This is a genomic window from Pseudomonas solani (assembly GCF_026072635.1).
GTDB classification, from domain to species: Bacteria; Pseudomonadota; Gammaproteobacteria; order Pseudomonadales; family Pseudomonadaceae; genus Metapseudomonas; species Metapseudomonas solani.
Genome location: NZ_AP023081.1, coordinates 1,029,241 through 1,049,529, shown reverse-complemented (window position 1 = coordinate 1,049,529; position 20,289 = coordinate 1,029,241). Strand labels below are relative to the sequence as shown.

Sequence of the window (20,289 nt, the reverse complement as noted above, 5' to 3'; positions counted from 1 at the left end):
TTCGGGGCGCGTTTTTCATTGGAGTACGCATTCATGTTCAGAGCCATTTCCCTGGGGCTCGTTCTGGCCCTTGGAGCCGGCATGGCACAGGCCGCCGGCCCCCGTGCGGTCGCCTTGCTCGACCGCAGCACCTGGCCCGCCGCGCTGGACAGCCCGGCACGTTTCGATGACGCCTCGCGGGCGGAGATCCTGGTGTTCGCCCAGACCCTGCTGCAGAGCGAGACGCTGGATGCCGGCGCCTGGCAGCAGCGCCTGGACCTGAAGGCAGCCAACCTCGATGGCATCGAGACCACGCGCAAGCACTTCTGGGCGCGCCTTGTGGATAACTACCGCCTGGCCAGCCAGGGCTGCACCGCCAGCAGCCCCTTCTGCCCGCCAGCGAACGATGAGGCGGCACTGCGCGAGCAGGCGAAGCGCTTCGATGTGGCACCGGATTCGCCCTTCTTCGCCTGGGTCGAGGCGAGCCGGCGCTTCCACCAGATCTACCTGGACGAAGAAATGCGCCTGGCGGCGCTGTTCCCCCGGGTCAGCAGCGAGATCGGACTGTTCTCCGCCCAGGAGCGCAACGGTGAGGAACTGGCGGACCGTCACTTCCTCCTGACCTTCGACGACGGCCCCACGCCGGTGGGTGGCCACAGTGATCGGCTGACCCCCTGGCTGCGGGCCAATGGCGTCAACGGCACCTTCTTTGTCCTCGGCCAGAGCCTGCAGGCGCGCTTGCAGAAGACCTCCGCCAAGGCCCTGGGCGAGCTGTATGCCGGCCAGTGCGTGGCCTCCCATGGCTGGGAGCACAAATCCCACGCCACTTGGGAGCAGTGGCAGGACTCGGTCACCCGCGTGCAGGCGCTGCTGGGCAAGACGCTGCCGGACAACGCCATGCCGCTGTTCCGCCCGCCCTATGGCCAGCGCAAGGCCGACAGCGCCGCCTTCTTCGCCGGGCAGGGGTTGCAGGTGGCGCTGTGGAACATCGACTCCCAGGACTGGAACGCTCGGGTCAGCGGCGATGCGGCCGGCCAGCGCGTGCTCAGCCTGATGCTGCTGTGGCGGCGCGGGGTGATTCTGTTCCACGACATCCACTCCAAGGCGCAGACGGCGGTGCCCTGGTTGCACGCACAGACGAGCGCGGCAGGGCTGACCTGGGAAGACTGTCGGAGCTATCGCTAGGAAGGGCTGACCGGGCGGTCGGAATGCAGGAAGTGAAGCAGGAGGACTTTCGACTTTAGCGATGGCAAGGGATGACGCCAAGGGTTATTCGTCGCATGGAAAAAAAAATTGTCCGGGGGGAAAAAAGTTCTTTTTTCTGTCATCCGTATTGGGTTATTAACGAATCAGACCGCCGAATCCTGAAGACAGGTGGCGGCCACAAGGCCCTCACCTGCGCTTCTCGGGCTCCCCTGGCGACCGGCATGACCCGGCCAGAAGGGGACGGTAGTCCTTCCTCGGCGGAGAGCCGTCATGGCATTCCGTCGCCCGGACCGACAAGAAGGTGACCGAGTATGGATGATCACGGACGCGCCCGCCCCACCGCTCCAACCCTCTACGCCCTCGATACGAACGTTCTGATCCACGATCCCAACGCCATCCTCAACTTCGAAGAACACCACGTGGCCATCCCCATGACCGTGCTGGAGGAACTCGACAAGCTGAAGACGGGCAAGCAAGGCGTAGCCGCCGAATGCCGCCAGGCGATTCGGCTGATCGACAAGATCCTGGGCGGTGCCACGCCCGAGCAGGTTGAGCACGGCGTACCTATCCAGCGGGAAAAGAGCGGCCCCTGCGGCTTTCTCTCGATACTCATGAGCAAGAGCGCAGCCCCCATCACCTGGCTGCCGGAAGACCTCAACGACAACAAGATCATCAACCAGTTGGTGGAGCTGAAGACCCGGCGCCCGGGCATGTCCGTGGTGCTGGTGACCAAGGACATCAACATGCGCCTGAAGGCGCGCGCCTGTGGCATCGACTCGGAGGACTACCACACCGACCAGTTGGTCGACGACGTTTCGCTGCTGTCCCGTGGCTACCACACCATGGCCGGCTCCTTCTGGGACCGCGTCAGCAAGGTGGAAACCCGCCAGGACCACGGCCGCGCCTGGCACCGCGTGCAACTCACCGACAACCTGCCGGCCGTCCACGTCAACGAGTTCATCGTCGACGAACAGGGCTTCGTCGGCTGGATCAAGGGCATCAAGGCCGATGAGCTGCTGATTCTCGACCTGCACCAGGAACCGCTGCTGCACCAGGAAGCCTGGGGCCTGCGCCCGCGCGACATTTACCAGGCCCTGGCGCTGTTCGCCTTGCTCGACCCGGACATCCACCTGGTCAACCTGTCGGGCGCGGCGGGTTCCGGCAAGACCATCCTGGCGCTGGCCGCGGCCATCGAGCAGACCATGGTCAGCAAGCGCTACCGGCGCATCATCGCCACCCGCAGCGTGCAGGGGCTGGACCAGGAGATCGGCTTCCTGCCCGGCACCGAGGCCGAGAAGATGGAGCCCTGGCTGGGCGCCATCACCGACAACCTCGAAGCCCTGCACATGGATGACGAGAGCACCCATGGCAGCGTCGACTACATCCTCAGCAAGGTGCCGTTGCAGTTCAAATCCCTCAACTACATCCGTGGGCGCAGCTTCCAGCAGAGCCTGATCCTGATCGACGAGTGCCAGAACCTCACGCCGCACCAGATGAAGACCATCATCACCCGTGCCGGCACCGGTTCGAAGGTGATCTGCCTGGGCAACCTGGCGCAGATCGACACCCCCTACCTGTCCGCGCCCAGCTCCGGCCTCACCTACCTCACCGAACGCTTCAAGGACTTCCCGCATGGTGTGCACATCACCCTGCAGGGCGTACCGCGCTCGGTGCTGGCGGAGTACGCCGAAGCCCACATGTGACGAACGGCCGCCGGGCGGAGCGATCCGCCCGGCGAAAGCCCTTCGATAATTCGCGTATTTGTATACAATCTGCTCCCTGCGGACCACTTCATGGTGACCGCCAGAGGAGCTAAGCAGTGCTGACCCATCTCGATTCCCAAGGCCGCGCCAATATGGTCGACGTCACCGAAAAAGCGGTGACTTCCCGTGAGGCAACGGCCGAAGCGCGGGTGCGCATGCGCCCGGAAACCCTGGCCATGATCCAGGCCGGCGGCCACCCCAAGGGCGACGTGTTCGCCGTGGCGCGCATCGCCGGCATCCAGGCGGCGAAGAAGACTTCCGACCTGATTCCCCTGTGTCACCCGCTGATGCTCACCAGCGTCAAGGTCGAGCTCGCCGCCGAAGGCGACGACACGGTGCACATCGTCGCCCGCTGCAAGCTGGCCGGGCAGACCGGGGTGGAAATGGAGGCGCTGACCGCCGCCAGCGTCGCCGCCCTGACCCTCTACGACATGTGCAAGGCGGTGGACCGCGGCATGACCATCGAAAGCGTCCGCCTGCTGGAAAAGCTCGGCGGCAAGAGCGGCCATTACCAGGCCGGGGAGTGAAGATGATTCGCGTGCAGTATTTCGCCCGTTACCGTGAAGCGCTCGGCCTCGAAGGCGAGCAGCTTGCCTGGGACCCGGCGTTCGCGAAGCTGGATGACCTGCGTCGCCGCCTGCTGGCCCGTGGCGGCGTATGGGACGTGCTCGACGAACAGAACCTGATGTGCGCCCGCAACCAGGAACTGTGCAGCCTCGACGAGGTGCTGGCCGACGGCGACGAAGTGGCCTTCTTCCCCACCGTGACCGGAGGCTGACATGGGCATTCGCGTACAGGCCAAGGCCTTCGACCCCGGCACCGAACTGAACGCTCTGCATGCGGCCAACGTCGGCGTTGGCGCGGTGGTCGGCTTCGTCGGCTATGTGCGCGATTTCAACGAGGGCCAGGATGTATCCGGGATGTTCCTCGAACACTACCCGGGGATGACCGAGAAGGCCCTGGAGAAGATCGCCGAGGAAGCCCGGCAACGCTGGCCGCTGCTCAAGGTCGACATCCTCCACCGCATCGGCCGCCTGGAACCGGGCGAGCCGATCGTCTTCGTCGGCACCGCCAGCGCCCACCGCCAGGCGGCGTTCGACGCCTGCAACTTCATCATGGACTACCTCAAGACCCGCGCCCCCTTCTGGAAGAAGGAAGACACCGCCGAAGGCCCGCGCTGGGTCGAAGGCCGCTGCAGCGACCAGGCGGCGGCACAGCGCTGGGAAGGCGACAAGCGCAGCTGAGCCGGCGGCTCAGAGTTCGATGTACATCTTCAGCAGGATGGGCGCGAACATCGAGGCCGTGCCCAGGCCCGTGAGCCAGATGCCCCATTCCCGTTCGCGGTTGCTGAAGCCGATGCCGAGCAGGAGGAAGCCCGCGACCAGCAGGGCGATCATGATGTGCACATTGTCCATGCCGTTCTCCATTCCATCCGGGGCGTGCTTGCAGACTAGCCGGCGCTTCGGCGCGCGGGGCTGACCTGGGTCATGCCGCCTGACCGGCCGGCTTTTTACGGCCCTGGAAATGAGGCGGACGGCAATTGACGATTTGTACGAATAAGTCCAGAGTGGACAAATAAGTACAAAACAGGGCCGCGTCCATGCACGCCAACCTTCGCCGAACACGCTCCATGCGCCCGCCGGAATCGCCCGGCTGCGTTTCTCTGCCCTCCATCAACGCTCACAAGAACCGGCCTGCCGCCCTGGCGGGCCCTGACATGCATCGCGGGAGTCGCACCATGAAGAAAATCGCACTGCTCGGCGGTATCGCCCTGAGCCTCGTGGCATCCAGCCTGTTCGCCGCCGACAAGCCCTTGCGCCTGGGCATCGAGGCGGCCTATCCGCCCTTCGCCTACAAGACCCCGGCGGGGCAGATCGAAGGCTTCGACTACGACATCGGCAATGCGCTGTGCGAGGAGATGAAGGTCAAGTGCCAGTGGATCGAGCAGGAGTTCGACGGCCTGATCCCCTCGCTGAAGGTGAAGAAGGTGGATGCGATCCTGTCGTCCATGACCATCACCGACGAGCGCCGCAAGTCGGTGGATTTCACCCACAAGTACTATTACAGCCCCGCGCGCCTGGCGATGAAGAAGGGCAGTGCGGTGAGCGAGGACTTCTCCCAGCTGGTGGGCAAGACCGTCGGCACCCAGCGCTCCACCACCACCGATCGCTTCGCCACCGAGGTGCTGGAGCCCAAGGGCGTGAAGGTGGTGCGCTACAGCACCCAGAACGAGATCTACCTGGACCTGCTCTCCGGGCGCCTGGACGCGGTGCTGGCGGATGCCTTCCCGCTCAACGAAGGCTTCCTCAAGACCGAGAACGGCAAGGGCTACGAGTTCGTCGGCCCGGTGCTGAAGGACCCGCAGTACTTCGGCGAGGGCGCCGGGATCGCCGTGCGCAAGGGCGATGCCGAGCTGCGTGACAAGCTGGACGCGGCCATCACCGCTCTGCGCAGCAACGGCACCTACCAGAAGATCCAGGCGAAGTACTTCGACTTCGATATCTACGGGGATTGAAGTGGAGCGGGGCGGTGCGATGCGCCGCCCCGGTTCCGGCGTGAGGAGCGTCCGTAGGTTGGCGCCGAGCGTAGCGAGGCCCAACGTTTGCCGGTGGGCCCGATCGCGAATGAATGTGCTCCTACGGGGGGCTACGGGGTGGGGCGGTGCGTAGGGTGGAGGTCGCTTTTTACCTCCACCATGCGGAGGTGGGGTTGGCGATTGGCAGCATGGGTTTCGCTGCGCTCTACGCCATCCTACGGGGGCCCGGTGTGTGGGTGTGGGCCAGTGAATTCGCCCCTACACCTCGTTTTCGGGTTCTTCCTTGAGTTCGCGCAGGTGCTTGTACACGGTGGCGCGGCCCATGTTGAGGACGTTGGCGACGTAGTTGGCGGCGCTCTTGCCCTTGAAGGCGCCTTCGGCGTGCAGGGCCAGTACCAGTTCGCGCTTGTGCTCGCGGCTGAGCAGGTTGAGGCCGAGCTGGCGCTGGCGCATCCAGTTGTGCAGGAAGGTGTTGATGCGCTCCTGCCAGTCGTCGCGGAACAGCGCGTCGGGCTGGGGGATCAGCTTGCCCGGGGCGAGGAACAGGTCCAGGGCCGCCTTGGCGCTTTCGAACAGCGAGATATTCAGGTTGATGCACAGCACCGCCAGCGGCTTGCCCTTGGCGTCCTGCAGCACGGTGCTGATGGAGCGGATCTTCTGCCCGTCCCAGTTGAGCTTCTCGTAGGGGCCGATGTTCCGCGCCTCGCCGCCATCCTCAAGCATGTCTTCCAGCGCCGCGTCGTCGCCGATGCAGCGCTTGGAGATGTTGTTGGCGATGTAGGCGACCTTCTGCGTGCGCAGGTCGTGCACTACCACTTCGGCGTGGGGGAAGAACAGGGTAGCGATGCCGTCGGCTATGGCCCGGAAGTTGTCGAATGCCGGATCGGGACGAGGCGTCATGGAAAGCTCCGCAAAGGCTTGGCCGCGCCCCTTTGGCGCGGCCCGGCGAGTGTGGCGCAAAGCGCGCCGGGCGTCACCTGAGGCGGGCCGGGGAGAGCATCGCCTCGGTTAGGCCGAAGCGGCCCAGCTGCTCCGGCAGCGGCTGGCGCAGGATCAGGCTGGCGCTGGCCTCGCCCATGGCGGCGGAGGTCTGGATGCCGTAGCCGCCCTGGCCGGCGACCCAGAAGAAGCCGGGCGCCTGGTCGTCGTAGCCGGCCACCAGGTCGCCGTCGGCGAAGAACGAGCGCAGCCCGGCCCAGGTGCGGGCGGGGCGGCGGATGCTCATGTGGGTGTGTTCCTCGATCTGGTGGATGCCCAGGGCGATGTCCAGCTCTTCGGGCTGCACATCGTGGGCGTCCACCGGGTCGGCATTGGCGGGTGAGCCCAGCAGCATGCCGGCGTCGGGCTTGAAGTAGAAGGACTCGTCCAGGCTCACCAGCGCCGGCCAGGCATGGCTGTCGACGCCTTCCGGCGCGGCGAAGATGAAGGCTGCGCGGCGTTTCGGCTGCAGGCCCAGGGGGCGCACGCCGGCGAGGGCGGCGAGGCCGTCGCACCAGGCACCGGCGGCGTTCACCAGCACCGGCGCGCTGAACTCGCCCTGGCCGGTGGTGACGCGCCACAGGTCGCCCTCGCGGGCGATGGCCTGTACGTCATGGCCGGTGTGCACGGCGCCGCCGTTGCGGCGGATGCCGCGCAGGTAGCCCTGGTGCAGGGCATCGGTGTCGATGTCGGCGGCGCTGGGGTCGAGCATGGCGCCGAAGACCTTCTCGCGGCGCAGCACCGGTACCAGGGCGCAGGCCTGGTCGGCGTCCAGCAGTTGCACCTCGGCGACGCTCTCGCGGGCGCTGTCGAACTGGCGGCGCAACTCGTCCGGGTCATCGCTGAAGTCCACCACCATCTCGCCACGGGGCGTGAGGATCGGGTGCTCGCTGAAGCCTTGCGGCGGGTTGTCGAAGAAGGCCCGGCTGGCGCCGGTCAGGGCGCGCACCTGGGGCGTACCGTAGGCGACGGTGTAGAGCGCGGCGGAGCGGCCGGTGGAGTGGTAGCCGGCGTGCTCTTCGCGTTCCAGCACCGCGACCTTGCCCTGGCGGGACAGCCAGTAGCCGGTGGAGGCGCCGGCGATGCCCGCGCCGATGATGATGAAGTCCAGCTGGTTCATGCCGACGCCTCGCACTTGAGGTGATAGAGCGCGTTGGCCAGGGCGACGTCTTCGAGGCCGAGGCCGATGGAGCGGAAGAATACCGGGCGGCGATAGTCGGGGCGCTGCGCGCGGTCGGCGAGCAGCTCGGGCAGGTCGCCACACAGCGCTTCCGGGCTCCAGCCGTGCTGTTCGGCGGCGATGCGCATCTCGCCAGCGCTGCCGGGGGTGGTGGCGCGGTAGTCGCAGTAGACATCCATCTCCGCCAGGGCTGCCGGCGGCACTTCATGGGCGCGCGGGGCGTTGGTACTGATGGAGGTGACCAGGGTGGCGTGGCCGAGTTGGCGTGGGTCCAGCACCGGGGTGGCGGCGGAGGTGCAGAGCAGGATCACCTCGGCGTCGGCCAGGGCGTCGTCCTGGCTGGCGCAGACCTCTACACGCGGGTCGAGGGCGCGCAGGGCGTCGGCCCGCTCGCTGTCGGGCTGCAGGCGTGGCGAATACACGCGCACCTGTTGCCAGGGGCGCAGCGCCAGGCAGTGGCGGATATGGGCGCGAGCCACGGCACCGCTGCCTATCACCGCCAGCTGCGTGACCGCTTCCGGGGCCAGGGCATCGACCGCCACGGCGGTGGTGGCGGCGGTGCGCTCGGTGGTCAGGGTGGCGGCATCGCAGAGCATCAGCGGCTGGCCGTTCTGCATGGACATCAGCAGGGTCCAGGCGGTGACCACGGCGCCGTCCGGGCGTGGCAGGTAGGGCGAGGTCTTGACCCCGTAGACCTGCTCGCGGGCGAGTACGCCGAGGTAGTTGATGAAGTCGCCGCCGCCGGGGAATTCCACCAGTTGCTGCGCGGGCTGCACCGCCTCGCCTGTGGCGAGGTCGAGGAACATGCGCCGCAGCGCCGCCTGCACATCGATGCGGGGCAGCAGGCGTTCGGCTTCAGCGGACGTGACGACCAGAGGGGGGACGCTGGACATGGCGGGGCTCCGATATAAACAATTTGTCCATATTGGAATTTATTGTCTTGATCGGCAATAGGCGGGCGACGGGGCGCAAGGAAATGACGCCTGGGTGAACATTCTTTGGGTGGGAGGAGAGGGGGCTGGGGGAAAGGAGAGTCGGTGGGCTGAAGCGGAGCGCCGCCCCGCCCACCCAACGCCCCCCCCGCGCCTGTTCACTCTAGGTCTTTGTGGCTGCTCCAAGGGAGCGGAAATGAAAAAGGCGAAGCCCGGGGGCTTCGCCTTTTCTGTGCGCGGCAGCTGCGATCAGTGCTTGCGCGGCACCGACTTGAGCAGCTCGGCGGGCGGGGTTTCGCAGTTGATCTTGCGGCCCAGCAGTTCTTCGATCGGCGGCAGGGCGAAGGCATCGTCCTCGCCGGCGAAGCTGATGGAGGTTCCGCTGGTGCCGGCACGGCCGGTACGGCCGATGCGGTGCACGTAGTCGTCCGGGTCTTCCGGCAGGGTGAAGTTGATTACGTGGCTGATGGCGTCGACGTGGATGCCACGGCCGGCGACGTCGGTGGCGACCAGTACGCGGATCTTGCCTTCGCGGAAGCCTTCCAGGGTCTTGATGCGCTTGTGCTGGGGCACGTCGCCGGACATCTGGGCGGCGCTGATGCCGTCCTTGGTCAGGCGTTCCTCGATGCGGCGCACCTCGTCCTTGCGGTTGGCGAAGACCATCACCCGTTCCCAGTTGTTCTGGGCGACGAGGTTGTAGAGCAGCTTGTACTTGTCGCTGCCGGCAACGGCGTAGACGTGCTGCTCGACGGTCTCGCTGGCGACGTTCTCCGGCTCGATCTCGACGATGGCCGGGTCGACGGTCCACTGCTTGGCCAGGTTCATCACGTCGTCGGTGAAGGTGGCGGAGAACAGCAGGGTCTGGCGTTCGCCCTTGTGCGGGGTCTGGCGGATGATCTGGCGGACCTGGGGGATGAAGCCCATGTCGAGCATGCGGTCGGCTTCGTCCAGCACCATCACTTCGACCATGTCCAGGTGCACGTCACCGCGCTGGTTGAAGTCCAGCAGGCGGCCGGGAGTGGCCACGAGGATGTCGCAGAAGCGCGATTCCAGCTGCTTGAGCTGCTTGTCGAAGTCCATGCCGCCGACGAAGCTCATGACGTTCAGGCCGGTGTACTTGGTCAGGGCCTGGGCGTCCTTGGCGATCTGCACCACCAGCTCGCGGGTCGGCGCGATGATCAGCGCACGGGGCTCGCCCATGTAGCGCTCTTTCGGCGGCGGGGTCTGCTGCAGCTGGGTGATGATCGAGATGAGGAAGGCGGCGGTCTTGCCGGTGCCGGTCTGGGCGCGGCCGATGGCGTCCTGGCCCTTGAGGGTGAAGCCCAGTACGCCCGCCTGGATCGGCGTGCAGTAGGGGAAGCCCAGGTCATGGATGGCGTGCATCAGGGTCGGCGACAGCTTGAAGTCATGGAAGCGGGTCTTGCCTTCCATGGGTTCGACGACGAAGTCTTCCAGCTTCCAGGTGTCTACCGGCTTGGGCGCACGCTCACGGCGGGGCTTGTCGGACCTGGGTTTGTCGCTGCGGGGTTTCTTCTCGGCGCGGGGGGCCTGCTCGGTAGCGGTGGCGGCAACAGCGGCGGCGGGTTTCTCAGCCGGGGCGCGCGGCGCCTTCTTGGGCTGGGCGGGGGGTCTCTCGCTAGCGGTGCGAGTCGGGGCCTGGGTGGCCGGGGCAGTCGGGGCGACGCCGGAAATGGGCTCTTCGCCCTTGCCAAAGATTTTCTTGAGTGCTTTGAGCACGGTCATCTCGTCGATTGGTTAAGGAATGAACGGGCGCCAGTGTAAAGCAAGATGTGATCGCGGCGAAGTGCCCTGGCGTTTTGCCGTGGCCGGCCGCTCTGTTCCGGGCGTTGCGCGGGGTAGGGGGGGCGCCGCCCCGGTGTCGGGGCGGCGTGGGGCGGGGGTTATTCGCTGGGCAGGCTGGCCAGGAGCAGACGCTGGACGTTGCCGCCCATGATCTTGGCGATGTCGCTTTCGCTGTAGCCGGCTTCCTGCAGGCCCTGGGTCAGCTGGGCCAGGCCGGTGGTGTCGAAGGGGGCGTGGATGGTGCCGTCGAAGTCCGAGCCGAGGGCCACGTGCTCGACGCCCACCAGGTCGCTGGTGTAGCGGATGGCTTTGACGATGGCCTTGACCGAGGTGTCGCACACGGCGGTTTCCCAGTAGCCGATGCCGATCACCCCGCCGGTGGCGGCGATGCGCTTGACGTGGTCGTCGCTGAGGTTGCGCGGGCCGGGGCAGGTGCCTTCGACGCCGCCATGGGAGACCAGCACCGGGCGCTCGGCCATCTCAAGCACGTCATCGATCAGCGCGCGGGAGGCGTGGGCAAGGTCGATGATCATCTTCTTCTCTTCCAGGTGGGCCACCACGCGGCGGCCGAAGCGGGTGAGGCCGCCCTTTTCCATGCCGTGGGCGGAACCGCCGACTTCGTTATCGAAGAAGTGGGTCAGGCCGGTGATGCGGAAGCCGGCGTCATACAGACGGTCGACGTTTTCGATCTTGCCTTCCAACGGGTGCAGGCCCTCGGTGGCGAGGATGGCGGCGACGCGATTGGGGTCTTTCTTCCAGGCGGCGATGAAGGTTTCGAAGTCGGCGCGGGTGCGCACTTGCACCAGCTTGCCGTCGCTGCCCTTGGCGGCTGCGGCGAGTTTTTCGCCCTGGTACAGCGCGCGCTCCAGCAGGCTGGTCCAGGTACGCGGCGGCCAGCGCTGGGCCATGGCGAGCACGGTGATGTTGTCGCTGTCGTCGTCGTTCCTGTCGTAGTTGATGCCGCGCGGGGTCTTGGTGACGGTGGAGAACACCTGCAGGGCGACCTTGCCTTCCAGCAGGCGCGGCAGGTCGCTGTGGCCGAAGTCATGGCGCTCCAGCAGGTCGCGTTGCCAGAGCAGGGCATCGTCGTGGAGGTCGGCGATGAAGAGTTTCTCGTGCAGCTTGTTGGCCGCTTCGCTGGCGACATAGGGCGCTGGGGATTCGACGCTGTTCATCTTCCGGTCGAGGACGCTGGGCAGGCTGAAGAACACCGCCAGGCCGATCACGACCAGTACCAGCAGGATCAGGAGTTTGCGCATTGAGGGAGCATCCGGGCTTCGTTGTTGTAGTGGCCGGGAACTCTAGCAAGGCCGCCGGCTCACTGCAGCAGGGCTCAGCCGTTAAGGCAGTTACGTCCCTGCATCTTGGCCTTATAGAGGGCAGCGTCGGCGCGGGCGATGAGGTCCTGCAGGTCGTCCTTGGGTTGCATCTGGGTCAGGCCGATGGACACCGTGACCCCCGGCAGTATCCCCACCGGTGAATAGAAGGAGGGCACCTGCTCCAGGCTCTGGCGCAGGCGCTCGCCGATGTTGCGCGCTTCCTCCACCGCGATTTCCGGCAGCAGGATGACGAATTCCTCACCCCCGAAGCGGGCCATGCTGTCCTTCGGCCGCAACTGGTTGCGCAGGGTGTGGGCCACCAGGCAGAGGGCGTAGTCGCCGGCCAGGTGACCGTGGCGATCGTTGTAGGCCTTGAAATGATCGACATCGAGCATCAGCAGGCACATGGGCTGGCCGTTGAAGGCGCAGCGGGTGTTTTCGCGCTCGTAGATATGTTCCAGCCAGCGCCGGTTGTAGAGTCCGGTGAGGGTGTCGACGTTGGCGTTCTGCTCGGTGTCGAGAATGATCCGGTTGCCCGTGCGCACTCGGTCGCAGAGCAGCTCCAGCAGGTTCTGCATCATCTGTGGCGATTGCTGGAACAGCTTCGACAGCGCCTCGCGGTGCAGGCGCAGTACGGTGCTCGGCTGGGTGGCGACCACGTAGGCGGAGGGGTGGTCGTTGTCGATGAAGCTGATTTCACCCGCGCAGTCGCCGGCTTCCAGGGTGGACATCGGCTGGTTGTCGAGGGAGCCCAGGTACACCTGCAACTGGCCGTCGAGCAGCAGGTAGAGGTACTGGTTGCGGTTGAAGGGCGAGAGCAGGATCTCGCCTTTTTCCAGGTCGCAGGCGGCGAACTCCTGCAGGACCTGCTGCAGGCTGTTGGCGGCGACGTTCTGGAACAGTCGCTGGCGTTTGAGCAGCTGCAGATCGGCCTGCCAGTGCGCATTCTTCATGGGCTACATCTGACCTGGATAGCAACTAGGGCAACTTGGGGAGGTGGCATCGCAAAACACTCCATGTCTTTGCGTTGAAAACCGTTATCGACCTTATGCCCGCCCCCAACGGCTTTCAATGCTTGCCGCAAGGTAGGCCGACCAGTGGTTTGGAAAACCATAGCGCGTCACATTCCCGGCCAATGTTGTCGGACAATGTGCATTTCTGCGGAGGTGGTCTCGTTCGAGGCGACGGCGAAGGCCCTGGAACGGGCCTTGCGGGGCGGGTCAGCTCCCGGCGCGAGGCCGGGAGCTGCGTGCCTCAGGGGTGCGGGTGCAGCTCGTAGCGCACGGCGAAACCGGCCAGGCGCTGCTCCAGGTCGGCACGGCGGTTTTCGTGCAGGTCGGGCACCCGGATATGGGCCAGTTGACCGTGGCGGTCGTCGGCACGCACTTCGACGCTCAGCCCCGGTGCCAGGGGCGCCAGGACGTCTTCGAAGACCCGACGGATGGCGTCGTGGCGCAGGGTCGGCTTGAAGGTCTTGCCCACTGCGGTGACCGGCAGTGCGTCGATGATCCACACGTCCTTGGGCACCGCCGCGCGCTCCGGCACATGGGCGCCGGCGTGGGCCAGCAGTTCGGCCTCGCTGGCCTGCATGCCGGGCTTGAGCTGGACGTAGGCCACCGGCAGTTCGCCGGCCTTCTCGTCGGGCTTGCCGACCGCAGCGGCCATGGCTACGGCGGGGTGGCCGTGCAGGGCTTCCTCGATCATCTGCGGGTCGATGTTGTGGCCGCCACGGATGATCAGGTCCTTGCTGCGCCCGGTGAGCCAGATGTAGCCGTCGGCGTCGATGCGGCCCAGGTCGCCGGTGTTGAACCAGTCGCCGTCCACCCAGATGCCGGCGTTCTTGCTGGCCTGCAGGTAGCCCTTGAACACGGTGATGCCGCGCAGGCAGACGTTGCCGATCTCGTTGGCCCGCGCGTCGCGGAGGAAGCCGCCTTGCTCGTCCAGCACCTTGATCGCCACGTCGCAGTAGGGCATGCGCAGGCCGATGGAGCCCGGCCGGCGCTCGCCCGCGCTGGGGTTGCCGCAGCTGCCGCAGGTGCCTTCGGTGAGGCCATAGCCCTCGATCAGGGTGAGGCCGGTCTTGGCCTCGAATTGGCGGATCAGCTCCACCGGCATCGGCGCCGCACCGCACAGGGCGTAGCGCAGGCTGGAGAGGTCGTAGCCCTCGCTGGGCACCTGCAGCAGGCCGGCATAGATAGTGGGCACGCCGCTGAAGAAGCTCACCTTGTAGCGCTCGATGATCGTCCAGAAGTTCTGGATCAGCGCGGTGTTGCGGTAGCCCTGGGGCGTGGCCAGCAGCACCTGGGCGCCGGCGAAGAACGGGGCGAGGCCGGTGACCATCACGCCGTTGACGTGGAACAGCGGCAGGCCGCAGAGGGTCACGTCACGGGGGCCGAGGTTGATGGTGTAGGCGAGGATCATCGCCATCGCCACTTCGTTGCGGTGCGTGTGCGGCGCCAGCTTGGGCGTACCGGTGGTGCCGCCGGTGTGGAAGTAGGAGGCGATGTCGTCGGGGGCGATCACCCGGCCGCTCTCCAGATGGTCGGCGGGGCAGCCGGCGATCAGTTCGTCGAAGTCCAGCACGCCTTCCGGCAGGGCGCCGCGCTGAGCCTTGAGGCCACTGCGCTGCGGCTCGGGCAGGTAGTTGGCGAGGTCGACCGTGACGATGGCCTTGAGGCCCGGCAGCTCATCGCGCAGGGACGCGACCTTGTCCCACAGGTCGGTGCCGGGGAAGGGCGCCAGGGTCACCAGCACTTCGGAATCCGAGGCGCGCACCAGTTCGGCGATGTGCTCGGGATCGAGCAGCGGGTTGATGGCGTTGACGATGCCCGCCGCTTCGCCGCCCCACAGGGTGAAGTGGGTGTGCGGCAGGTTGGGCAGCAGGAAGGACACCGCTTTGCCCGGGCGCAGGCCCAGGCGGTGGAAGGCGTTGGCGGTGCGGGTGACCTGGGCCAGCAGCTCGGCGTAGCTCAGCTGCCAGGGGGCCTCGTCGGCGCTGCCCTGCATGAGGAAGGTCATGGCGATGGCGTCCGGCGTGCGCTGGGCGCTCTGGCGGATCAGCGCGTAGGTGCTGTCCGGCATGCCGCGTTGCTGCAGCGAGACCTGTTCGATCAGCTCGATATCGCGCAGGGAGGTAATGGGCGGTACGGGAGTCTGGGTCATGGCCAATTCTTGTTGTGGGTTGGCGGATCAACGGGTCAGCCGAGCGCTCAGCCAGGCGCCTATGTCACGGATTTCCTCCGGCAGCACCTCGTGGCCCATCGGGTAGTCCTGCCACTGCACCGGAACGCCGGCGGCGGCGAGTTTGTCGTGTGCGGCGCGGCCCATGGCCAGCGGCACCACGTCGTCGAAGGTGCCATGCAGGCAGAAAACCGGCAGTTGTAGTTTTGTATCCGGCAGCGCCAGGGTGTCGAAGGTCGGCGCATAGGTGGACAGCGCCAGCACTCCGCCCAGCGGACCTTCCCAGCGCAGCAGGCCGGTGTGCAGTACCACCGCGCCGCCCTGGGAGAAGCCGGCGAGGACGATGCGCGCCGGGTCGATGCCGGCATCGCGCTGGGCTTCGATCAGGGCGATCACGCTTTGCGCCGACTGTTCCAGCTGGGCCTGGTCGATGGCCCGGGCCGGGCTCATGGCGAGGATGTCGTACCAGGAAGGCATGGCGTAGCCGCCATTGATGGTGACGGCGCGCGTGGGGGCCTGGGGCAGGATGAAGCGGGCGCTGTCGAGCACCTCCTGTAGCGCTTCGGCCACCGGCAGGAAGTCGTAGCGGTCCGCCCCCAATCCGTGCAACCAGATGACGCACGCATCGGCCGTCTGTGTGGGCTCCAGAATCAACGGATTACTCATGTGCGGCTCCAGTTCGGGGCGCTCGCACCAAAGTGGTGCTTGCGCGGGGCGATGATGGGGTCTATCAGTGAAAAATATGTCGCACCAATAAAACTTTCCCTATTGACCTGTCGGAAGCGGCGTACAGGCGCTGTGCTGGTACGGCCTTTGCTAACCAGCAGCAGACTTACAGACGGCTTGCGCGGCGGTAACACTTCGCAGGTCGCTCAACGGGTTGGGCGTCGATGCAGATCGATACCTTGCAAACGATCGCTGGCACGTTTTCTTCGTGAAGGTGGTCGAAAATCCGTCTCCAGCCCATTCGACCAATGGGCGAGGAAGAGGGCAGCTGGCGCGCGGAGCGGCGCCAACTAGACTTCTTCCTTAGGTCCGATTCCCCGGTTGACCGACGCCTCGCGCGGTTGAACCTGCCTCACGAGGGTACGGCGGTAGGACCGAGACTCCAACACAAAAAAAAGCAACTGGAGGTTTTGATGAAGATGGTGAAATCCACCCTGGCTGTGCTGACTGCGGCAGCTGTTCTCGGTGTCAGCGGCTTCGCTCAGGCGGGCGCCACCCTGGATGCGGTCAAGAAGAAAGGCTACGTGCAGTGCGGCATCAGTGACGGCCTCCCGGGCTTTTCCTACGCCGACTCCAAGGGCGAATACAAAGGTATCGACGTCGACATCTGCCGCGCTGTAGCAGCGGCTGTGTTCGGTGATGCGAGCAAGGTCAAGTTCAGCCCGCTCACCGCCAAGGAGCGCTTCACCGCGCTGCAGTCCGGCGAAGTGGACATCCTCTCCCGCAACACCACCTGGACCAGCTCCCGCGACGCGGCGATGGGCCTGAACTTCACCGGCGTGACCTACTACGACGGCCAGGGCTTCCTGGTGAACAAGAAACTCGGCGTTTCCAGCGCCAAGGAACTCGATGGCGCCACCGTCTGCATCCAGGCCGGTACCACCACCGAGCTGAACCTGGCCGACTACTTCCGCGCCAACGGCCTGAAGTACACCCCCATCACCTATGACACCTCCGACGAGAGCGCCAAGTCGCTGGAATCCGGCCGTTGCGACGTGCTGACCTCCGACCAGTCGCAGCTGTACGCCCAGCGCATCAAGCTGGCCGCGCCGGACGAGTACGTGGTGCTGCCGGAAGTCATCTCCAAGGAACCCCTCGGCCCAGCCGTTCGCCAGGGTGACGAGGAGTGGTTCGACATCGTGCGCTGGAGCCTGTTCGCCCAGCTGAACGCTGAAGAACTCGGCATCGACTCGAAGAATGTCGTGGAAACCGCCAAGTCCACCAAGAACCCGGACGTGGCCCGCCTGCTGGGCGCTGAAGGCGACTTCGGCAAGGATCTGAAGCTGCCGAAAGACTGGGCGGTGCAGATCATCAAGCAAGTCGGCAACTACGCCGAAATCTTCGATCGCAACGTCGGTGCCGGCAGCGAGCTGAAGATCGAGCGCGGTCTCAACGCCCTGTGGAACAAGGGTGGTCTGCAGTACGCACCGCCGGTGCGCTGACCCACCACGCTACCGCCCGCGGATGCGGGCGGTAGCGTCCAGTTCCAACCGACGAGGGCTGTCATGCAGAAAACTTCCCAAGCCCCGCGTGTCCGTGGATCGGTCCTGACCGACCCGCAGACGCGCGCGTGGCTATTCCAGATCATCGCCGTAGTCGCCGTCGTGGCGTTCGGCTGGTTCCTCTTCCACAACACCCAGGTCAACCTGGAAAAGCGCGGGATCATCTCCGGCTTCGGCTTCCTCGATCAGAGCGCCGGCTTCGGCATCTCCCAGCACCTGATCGACTACAAGGAGAGCGACACCTACGGGCGCGTCTTCTTCATCGGCCTGCTCAACACCCTGCTGGTGACCGTGGTCGGCATCATCCTGGCGACCGTTCTCGGCTTCATTCTCGGTGTCGCGCGGCTTTCGCCCAACTGGCTGATTCGCAAGCTGGCGACCGTCTACATCGAGACCTTCCGCAACATCCCGCCGCTGCTGCAGATCTTCTTCTGGTACTTCGCCGTGATGCTGCCCATGCCGGGCCCGCGGCAGAGCATGAGCTTCGGTGACACCTTCTTCATCAACAACCGTGGCCTGTACATGCCGTCGCCCACCATGGCCGACGGCTTCTGGCCCTTCCTGATCGCCGTCGTGGTGGCGCTGGTCGCCAGTGTGCTGGTGTGGCGTTGGGCCCGGGCGCGGCGCCATGCCACCGGCCAGCGCTTCCCGGTACTGCTGAGCACCCTCGCCCTGCTGGTGGTGCTGCCCAGCCTCGCCGCCCTGGTGATGGGCAGCCCCTTCCACTGGGAAGTGCCGCAACTGACCGGCTTCAACTTCCGCGGTGGCTGGGTGGTGATCCCGGAACTGATCGCGTTGATGCTGGCGCTGTCGATCTACACCGCCGCCTTCATCGGCGAGACGGTGCGGGCCGGCATCCAGTCGGTCAGCCACGGCCAGACCGAAGCGGCGCACTCCCTGGGCATTCGCCCCGGGCAGACGCTGCGCCTGGTCATCGTGCCCCAGGCCCTGCGGGTGATCATCCCGCCGCTCACCAGCCAGTACCTGAACCTGGCGAAGAACTCGTCCCTGGCGGCCGGCATCGGCTACCCGGACATGGTCTCGCTGTTCGCCGGTACCACGCTCAACCAGACTGGCCAGGCCATCGAGGTCATGGCCATCACCATGAGCGTCTACCTGGCCATCAGCATCAGCATTTCCCTGCTGATGAACTGGTACAACAAGCGCATCGCGCTGATCGAGCGGTGAGGGCACTGACATGACATCGCATACCTTCAAGCCCGACCAGCCGCCACCCAGCACAGTGGTGGGCCCGGTCGCCTGGCTGCGTCATAACCTGTTCGCCAGCCCGTTGCACGTGGTGCTCACCGCACTGTCGCTGTACCTGCTGTGGCTGATCATCCCGCCCATCCTCAACTGGGCCTTCATCCACGCCACCTGGAGCGGCAGCACCCGCGCCGACTGCACCGGTGAAGGCGCCTGCTGGGTGTTCATCCAGCAACGCTTCGGTCAGTTCATGTATGGCTTCTACCCCAGCGAGCTGCGCTGGCGGGTGGATGTCACCGTGTGGCTGGCGATCATCGGCGTGGCGCCGCTGTTCATCAAACGCACCCCGCACAAGGCCTTCTACGGCATCGGCTTCCTGGTGATCTACCCGCTGGTGGCCTTCTGGCTGCTGCATGGCGGCCTGGGTCTGCAGGAGGTGTCGACCAGCCGCTGGGGCGGCCTGATGCTGACCCTGGTGATCGCCTATGTCGGCATCGTCGGCGCGCTGCCCCTGGGCATCCTGCTGGCGCTGGGACGGCGCTCGAAACTGCCGGCGATCAAGGTCATCTGCGTGACCTTCATCGAGTTCTGGCGTGGCGTACCGCTGATCACCGTGCTGTTCATGTCTTCGGTGATGCTGCCGCTGTTCCTGCCCGAAGGCATGAACCTCGACAAGCTGCTGCGGGCGCTGGTGATGGTGATCTTCTTCGAGGCGGCCTATATCGCCGAAGTGGTCCGTGGCGGCCTGCAGGCCATCCCCAAGGGCCAGTACGAAGCTGCCGCCGGCCTCGGCCTGGGCTACTGGCGCAGCACCGCGCTGGTGATCCTGCCCCAGGCCCTGAAGATGGTCATCCCCGGCATCGTCAACACCTTCATCGCCCTGTTCAAGGACACCAGCCTGGTGATCATCATCGGCCTGTTCGACCTGCTCAACAGCATCAAGCAGGCGACCACCGACCCGAAATGGCTGGGCATGTCCACCGAAGGCTACGTATTCGCCGCCCTGGTCTACTGGATCTTCTGCTTCAGCATGTCGCGCTATTCCATGCGCCTCGAACAGAAGCTGAACACCGGGCACAAGCGTTAGGAGAGAGATTCGAATGAGTGAAGCCATCCAGAAAGACGCCGCTGCGCCGATCATCCAGCTGCAGGGCGTGAACAAGTGGTACGGGCAGTTCCACGTGCTCAAGGACATCAACCTGAACGTCAGGCAGGGCGAGCGCATCGTGCTTTGCGGCCCGTCCGGTTCCGGCAAGTCGACCACCATCCGCTGCATCAACCGCCTGGAGGAACACCAGCAGGGGCGGATCATCGTCGACGGCACCGAGCTGACCAACGACCTCAAGCAGATCGAGGCGATCCGCCGCGAGGTGGGCATGGTGTTCCAGCACTTCAACCTGTTCCCACACCTCACCGTGCTGCAGAACTGCACCCTGGCACCTATGTGGGTGCGCAAGCTGCCCAAGCGCAAGGCCGAGGAAATCGCCATGCACTACCTGGAGCGCGTGCGCATCCCCGAGCAGGCCAACAAGTTCCCCGGCCAGCTCTCCGGTGGCCAGCAGCAGCGCGTGGCCATCGCCCGTGCCCTGTGCATGAAACCGAAGATCATGCTGTTCGACGAACCCACCTCCGCCCTCGACCCCGAGATGGTGAAGGAAGTGCTCGACACCATGGTCGGCCTGGCCCAGGACGGCATGACCATGCTCTGCGTGACCCACGAGATGGGCTTCGCCCGTACCGTGGCGGACCGGGTGATCTTCATGGACAAGGGCGAGATCGTCGAACAGAACGAACCCAACGCCTTCTTCGACAACCCGCAGAACGAGCGCACCAAGCTGTTCCTCGGGCAGATCCTGCACTGATCGCCAGCGTGATACGGAAAGGGGCCTTCGGGCCCCTTTTTCATTTCCGACGGGGGATTTCAAGGGCGATGTAAGCAATAGGTGTCGTTGGAAAATTCGAGCTCAGCTGATTCTCGA

19 protein-coding genes are annotated in these 20,289 nt (G+C 65.6%); 10 read left to right on the top strand and 9 right to left on the bottom strand.

From position 1 onward, the window contains the following. Window positions 1–33 precede the first annotated feature (33 nt). From PSm6_RS04910 to moaE, 5 genes are all read left to right on the top strand, one after another. A complete protein-coding gene (locus PSm6_RS04910; protein ID WP_052351253.1) occupies window positions 34–1,164 on the top strand; it encodes a polysaccharide deacetylase family protein in 1,131 nt (376 codons plus the stop codon). Window positions 1,165–1,496: 332 nt separating this feature from the next. Then, complete coding sequence (locus PSm6_RS04905; RefSeq protein ID WP_021220898.1) at window positions 1,497–2,888, top strand: PhoH family protein; 1,392 nt, start codon at window positions 1,497–1,499, stop codon at window positions 2,886–2,888. A 116-nt stretch (window positions 2,889–3,004) separates the two neighbouring features. Next, complete coding sequence (gene moaC, locus PSm6_RS04900; protein ID WP_021220897.1) at window positions 3,005–3,475, top strand: cyclic pyranopterin monophosphate synthase MoaC; 471 nt, start codon at window positions 3,005–3,007, stop codon at window positions 3,473–3,475. 2 nt (window positions 3,476–3,477) lie between these two features. After that, a complete protein-coding gene (locus PSm6_RS04895) occupies window positions 3,478–3,726 on the top strand; it encodes a MoaD/ThiS family protein (RefSeq protein WP_031288256.1) in 249 nt (82 codons plus the stop codon). A 1-nt stretch (window position 3,727) separates the two neighbouring features. Continuing rightward, entirely contained in the window at window positions 3,728–4,192 is a 465-nt protein-coding gene (moaE, locus tag PSm6_RS04890; RefSeq protein ID WP_265169679.1) for a molybdopterin synthase catalytic subunit MoaE, read from the top strand. A 9-nt stretch (window positions 4,193–4,201) separates the two neighbouring features. On the opposite strand, the gene PSm6_RS04885 is transcribed toward moaE, so the two are convergent. Next, a complete protein-coding gene (locus PSm6_RS04885; protein ID WP_021220894.1) occupies window positions 4,202–4,363 on the bottom strand; it encodes a hypothetical protein in 162 nt (53 codons plus the stop codon). 323 nt (window positions 4,364–4,686) lie between these two features. On the opposite strand from PSm6_RS04885, the gene aotJ reads away from it, so the two are divergent. Then, the gene (gene aotJ / locus PSm6_RS04880; RefSeq protein ID WP_184487471.1) at window positions 4,687–5,463 is read left to right on the top strand and encodes an L-arginine-binding protein AotJ; all 777 of its coding nucleotides are present in this window, start codon (window positions 4,687–4,689) and stop codon (window positions 5,461–5,463) included. A gap of 279 nt (window positions 5,464–5,742) precedes the next feature. On the opposite strand, the gene PSm6_RS04875 is transcribed toward aotJ, so the two are convergent. From PSm6_RS04875 to PSm6_RS04840, 8 genes are all read right to left on the bottom strand, one after another. Then, window positions 5,743–6,384, bottom strand: a complete 642-nt coding sequence (locus PSm6_RS04875; protein WP_043240009.1) for a helix-turn-helix transcriptional regulator — start codon at window positions 6,382–6,384, stop codon at window positions 5,743–5,745. A gap of 73 nt (window positions 6,385–6,457) precedes the next feature. Further along, window positions 6,458–7,582: an NAD(P)/FAD-dependent oxidoreductase gene (locus PSm6_RS04870; protein ID WP_043240012.1), complete on the bottom strand. Its 1,125-nt coding sequence runs from the start codon at window positions 7,580–7,582 to the stop codon at window positions 6,458–6,460. After that, on the bottom strand, window positions 7,579–8,535 hold the full coding sequence (locus PSm6_RS04865) for an ornithine cyclodeaminase family protein (RefSeq protein WP_043240015.1): 957 nt from the start codon (window positions 8,533–8,535) through the stop codon (window positions 7,579–7,581). The genes PSm6_RS04870 and PSm6_RS04865 overlap by 4 nt, the downstream gene beginning before the upstream one ends. 288 nt (window positions 8,536–8,823) lie before the next feature. Continuing rightward, window positions 8,824–10,317: an ATP-dependent RNA helicase RhlB gene (rhlB, locus tag PSm6_RS04860; RefSeq protein WP_081711409.1), complete on the bottom strand. Its 1,494-nt coding sequence runs from the start codon at window positions 10,315–10,317 to the stop codon at window positions 8,824–8,826. 158 nt (window positions 10,318–10,475) lie between these two features. Next, entirely contained in the window at window positions 10,476–11,636 is a 1,161-nt protein-coding gene (locus PSm6_RS04855) for a dipeptidase (protein ID WP_043240017.1), read from the bottom strand. 74 nt (window positions 11,637–11,710) lie between these two features. Further along, the gene (locus tag PSm6_RS04850; RefSeq protein ID WP_021220887.1) at window positions 11,711–12,649 is read right to left on the bottom strand and encodes a GGDEF domain-containing protein; all 939 of its coding nucleotides are present in this window, start codon (window positions 12,647–12,649) and stop codon (window positions 11,711–11,713) included. Window positions 12,650–12,950: 301 nt separating this feature from the next. After that, window positions 12,951–14,858 (bottom strand): acyl-CoA synthetase, encoded by a 1,908-nt coding sequence (locus PSm6_RS04845; RefSeq protein ID WP_265169678.1) that lies wholly within the window; start codon window positions 14,856–14,858, stop codon window positions 12,951–12,953. 27 nt (window positions 14,859–14,885) lie between these two features. Further along, the gene (locus PSm6_RS04840) at window positions 14,886–15,542 is read right to left on the bottom strand and encodes an alpha/beta hydrolase (RefSeq protein WP_265169677.1); all 657 of its coding nucleotides are present in this window, start codon (window positions 15,540–15,542) and stop codon (window positions 14,886–14,888) included. Between the two features lie 473 nt (window positions 15,543–16,015). Between PSm6_RS04840 and PSm6_RS04835 the strand changes: the two genes are divergently transcribed. From PSm6_RS04835 to PSm6_RS04820, 4 genes are all read left to right on the top strand, one after another. Further along, the gene (locus tag PSm6_RS04835) at window positions 16,016–17,044 is read left to right on the top strand and encodes an amino acid ABC transporter substrate-binding protein (protein WP_021220884.1); all 1,029 of its coding nucleotides are present in this window, start codon (window positions 16,016–16,018) and stop codon (window positions 17,042–17,044) included. Between the two features lie 63 nt (window positions 17,045–17,107). After that, window positions 17,108–18,292, top strand: a complete 1,185-nt coding sequence (locus PSm6_RS04830; RefSeq protein WP_184487478.1) for an amino acid ABC transporter permease — start codon at window positions 17,108–17,110, stop codon at window positions 18,290–18,292. 10 nt (window positions 18,293–18,302) lie between these two features. Then, window positions 18,303–19,397 carry an amino acid ABC transporter permease gene (locus PSm6_RS04825; protein WP_021220882.1) on the top strand — a complete coding sequence of 365 codons (1,095 nt, stop codon included), beginning with the start codon at window positions 18,303–18,305 and terminating at the stop codon, window positions 19,395–19,397. A gap of 13 nt (window positions 19,398–19,410) precedes the next feature. After that, on the top strand, window positions 19,411–20,172 hold the full coding sequence (locus tag PSm6_RS04820; RefSeq protein WP_043240026.1) for an amino acid ABC transporter ATP-binding protein: 762 nt from the start codon (window positions 19,411–19,413) through the stop codon (window positions 20,170–20,172). The last annotated feature ends 117 nt before the right edge of the window (window positions 20,173–20,289 follow it).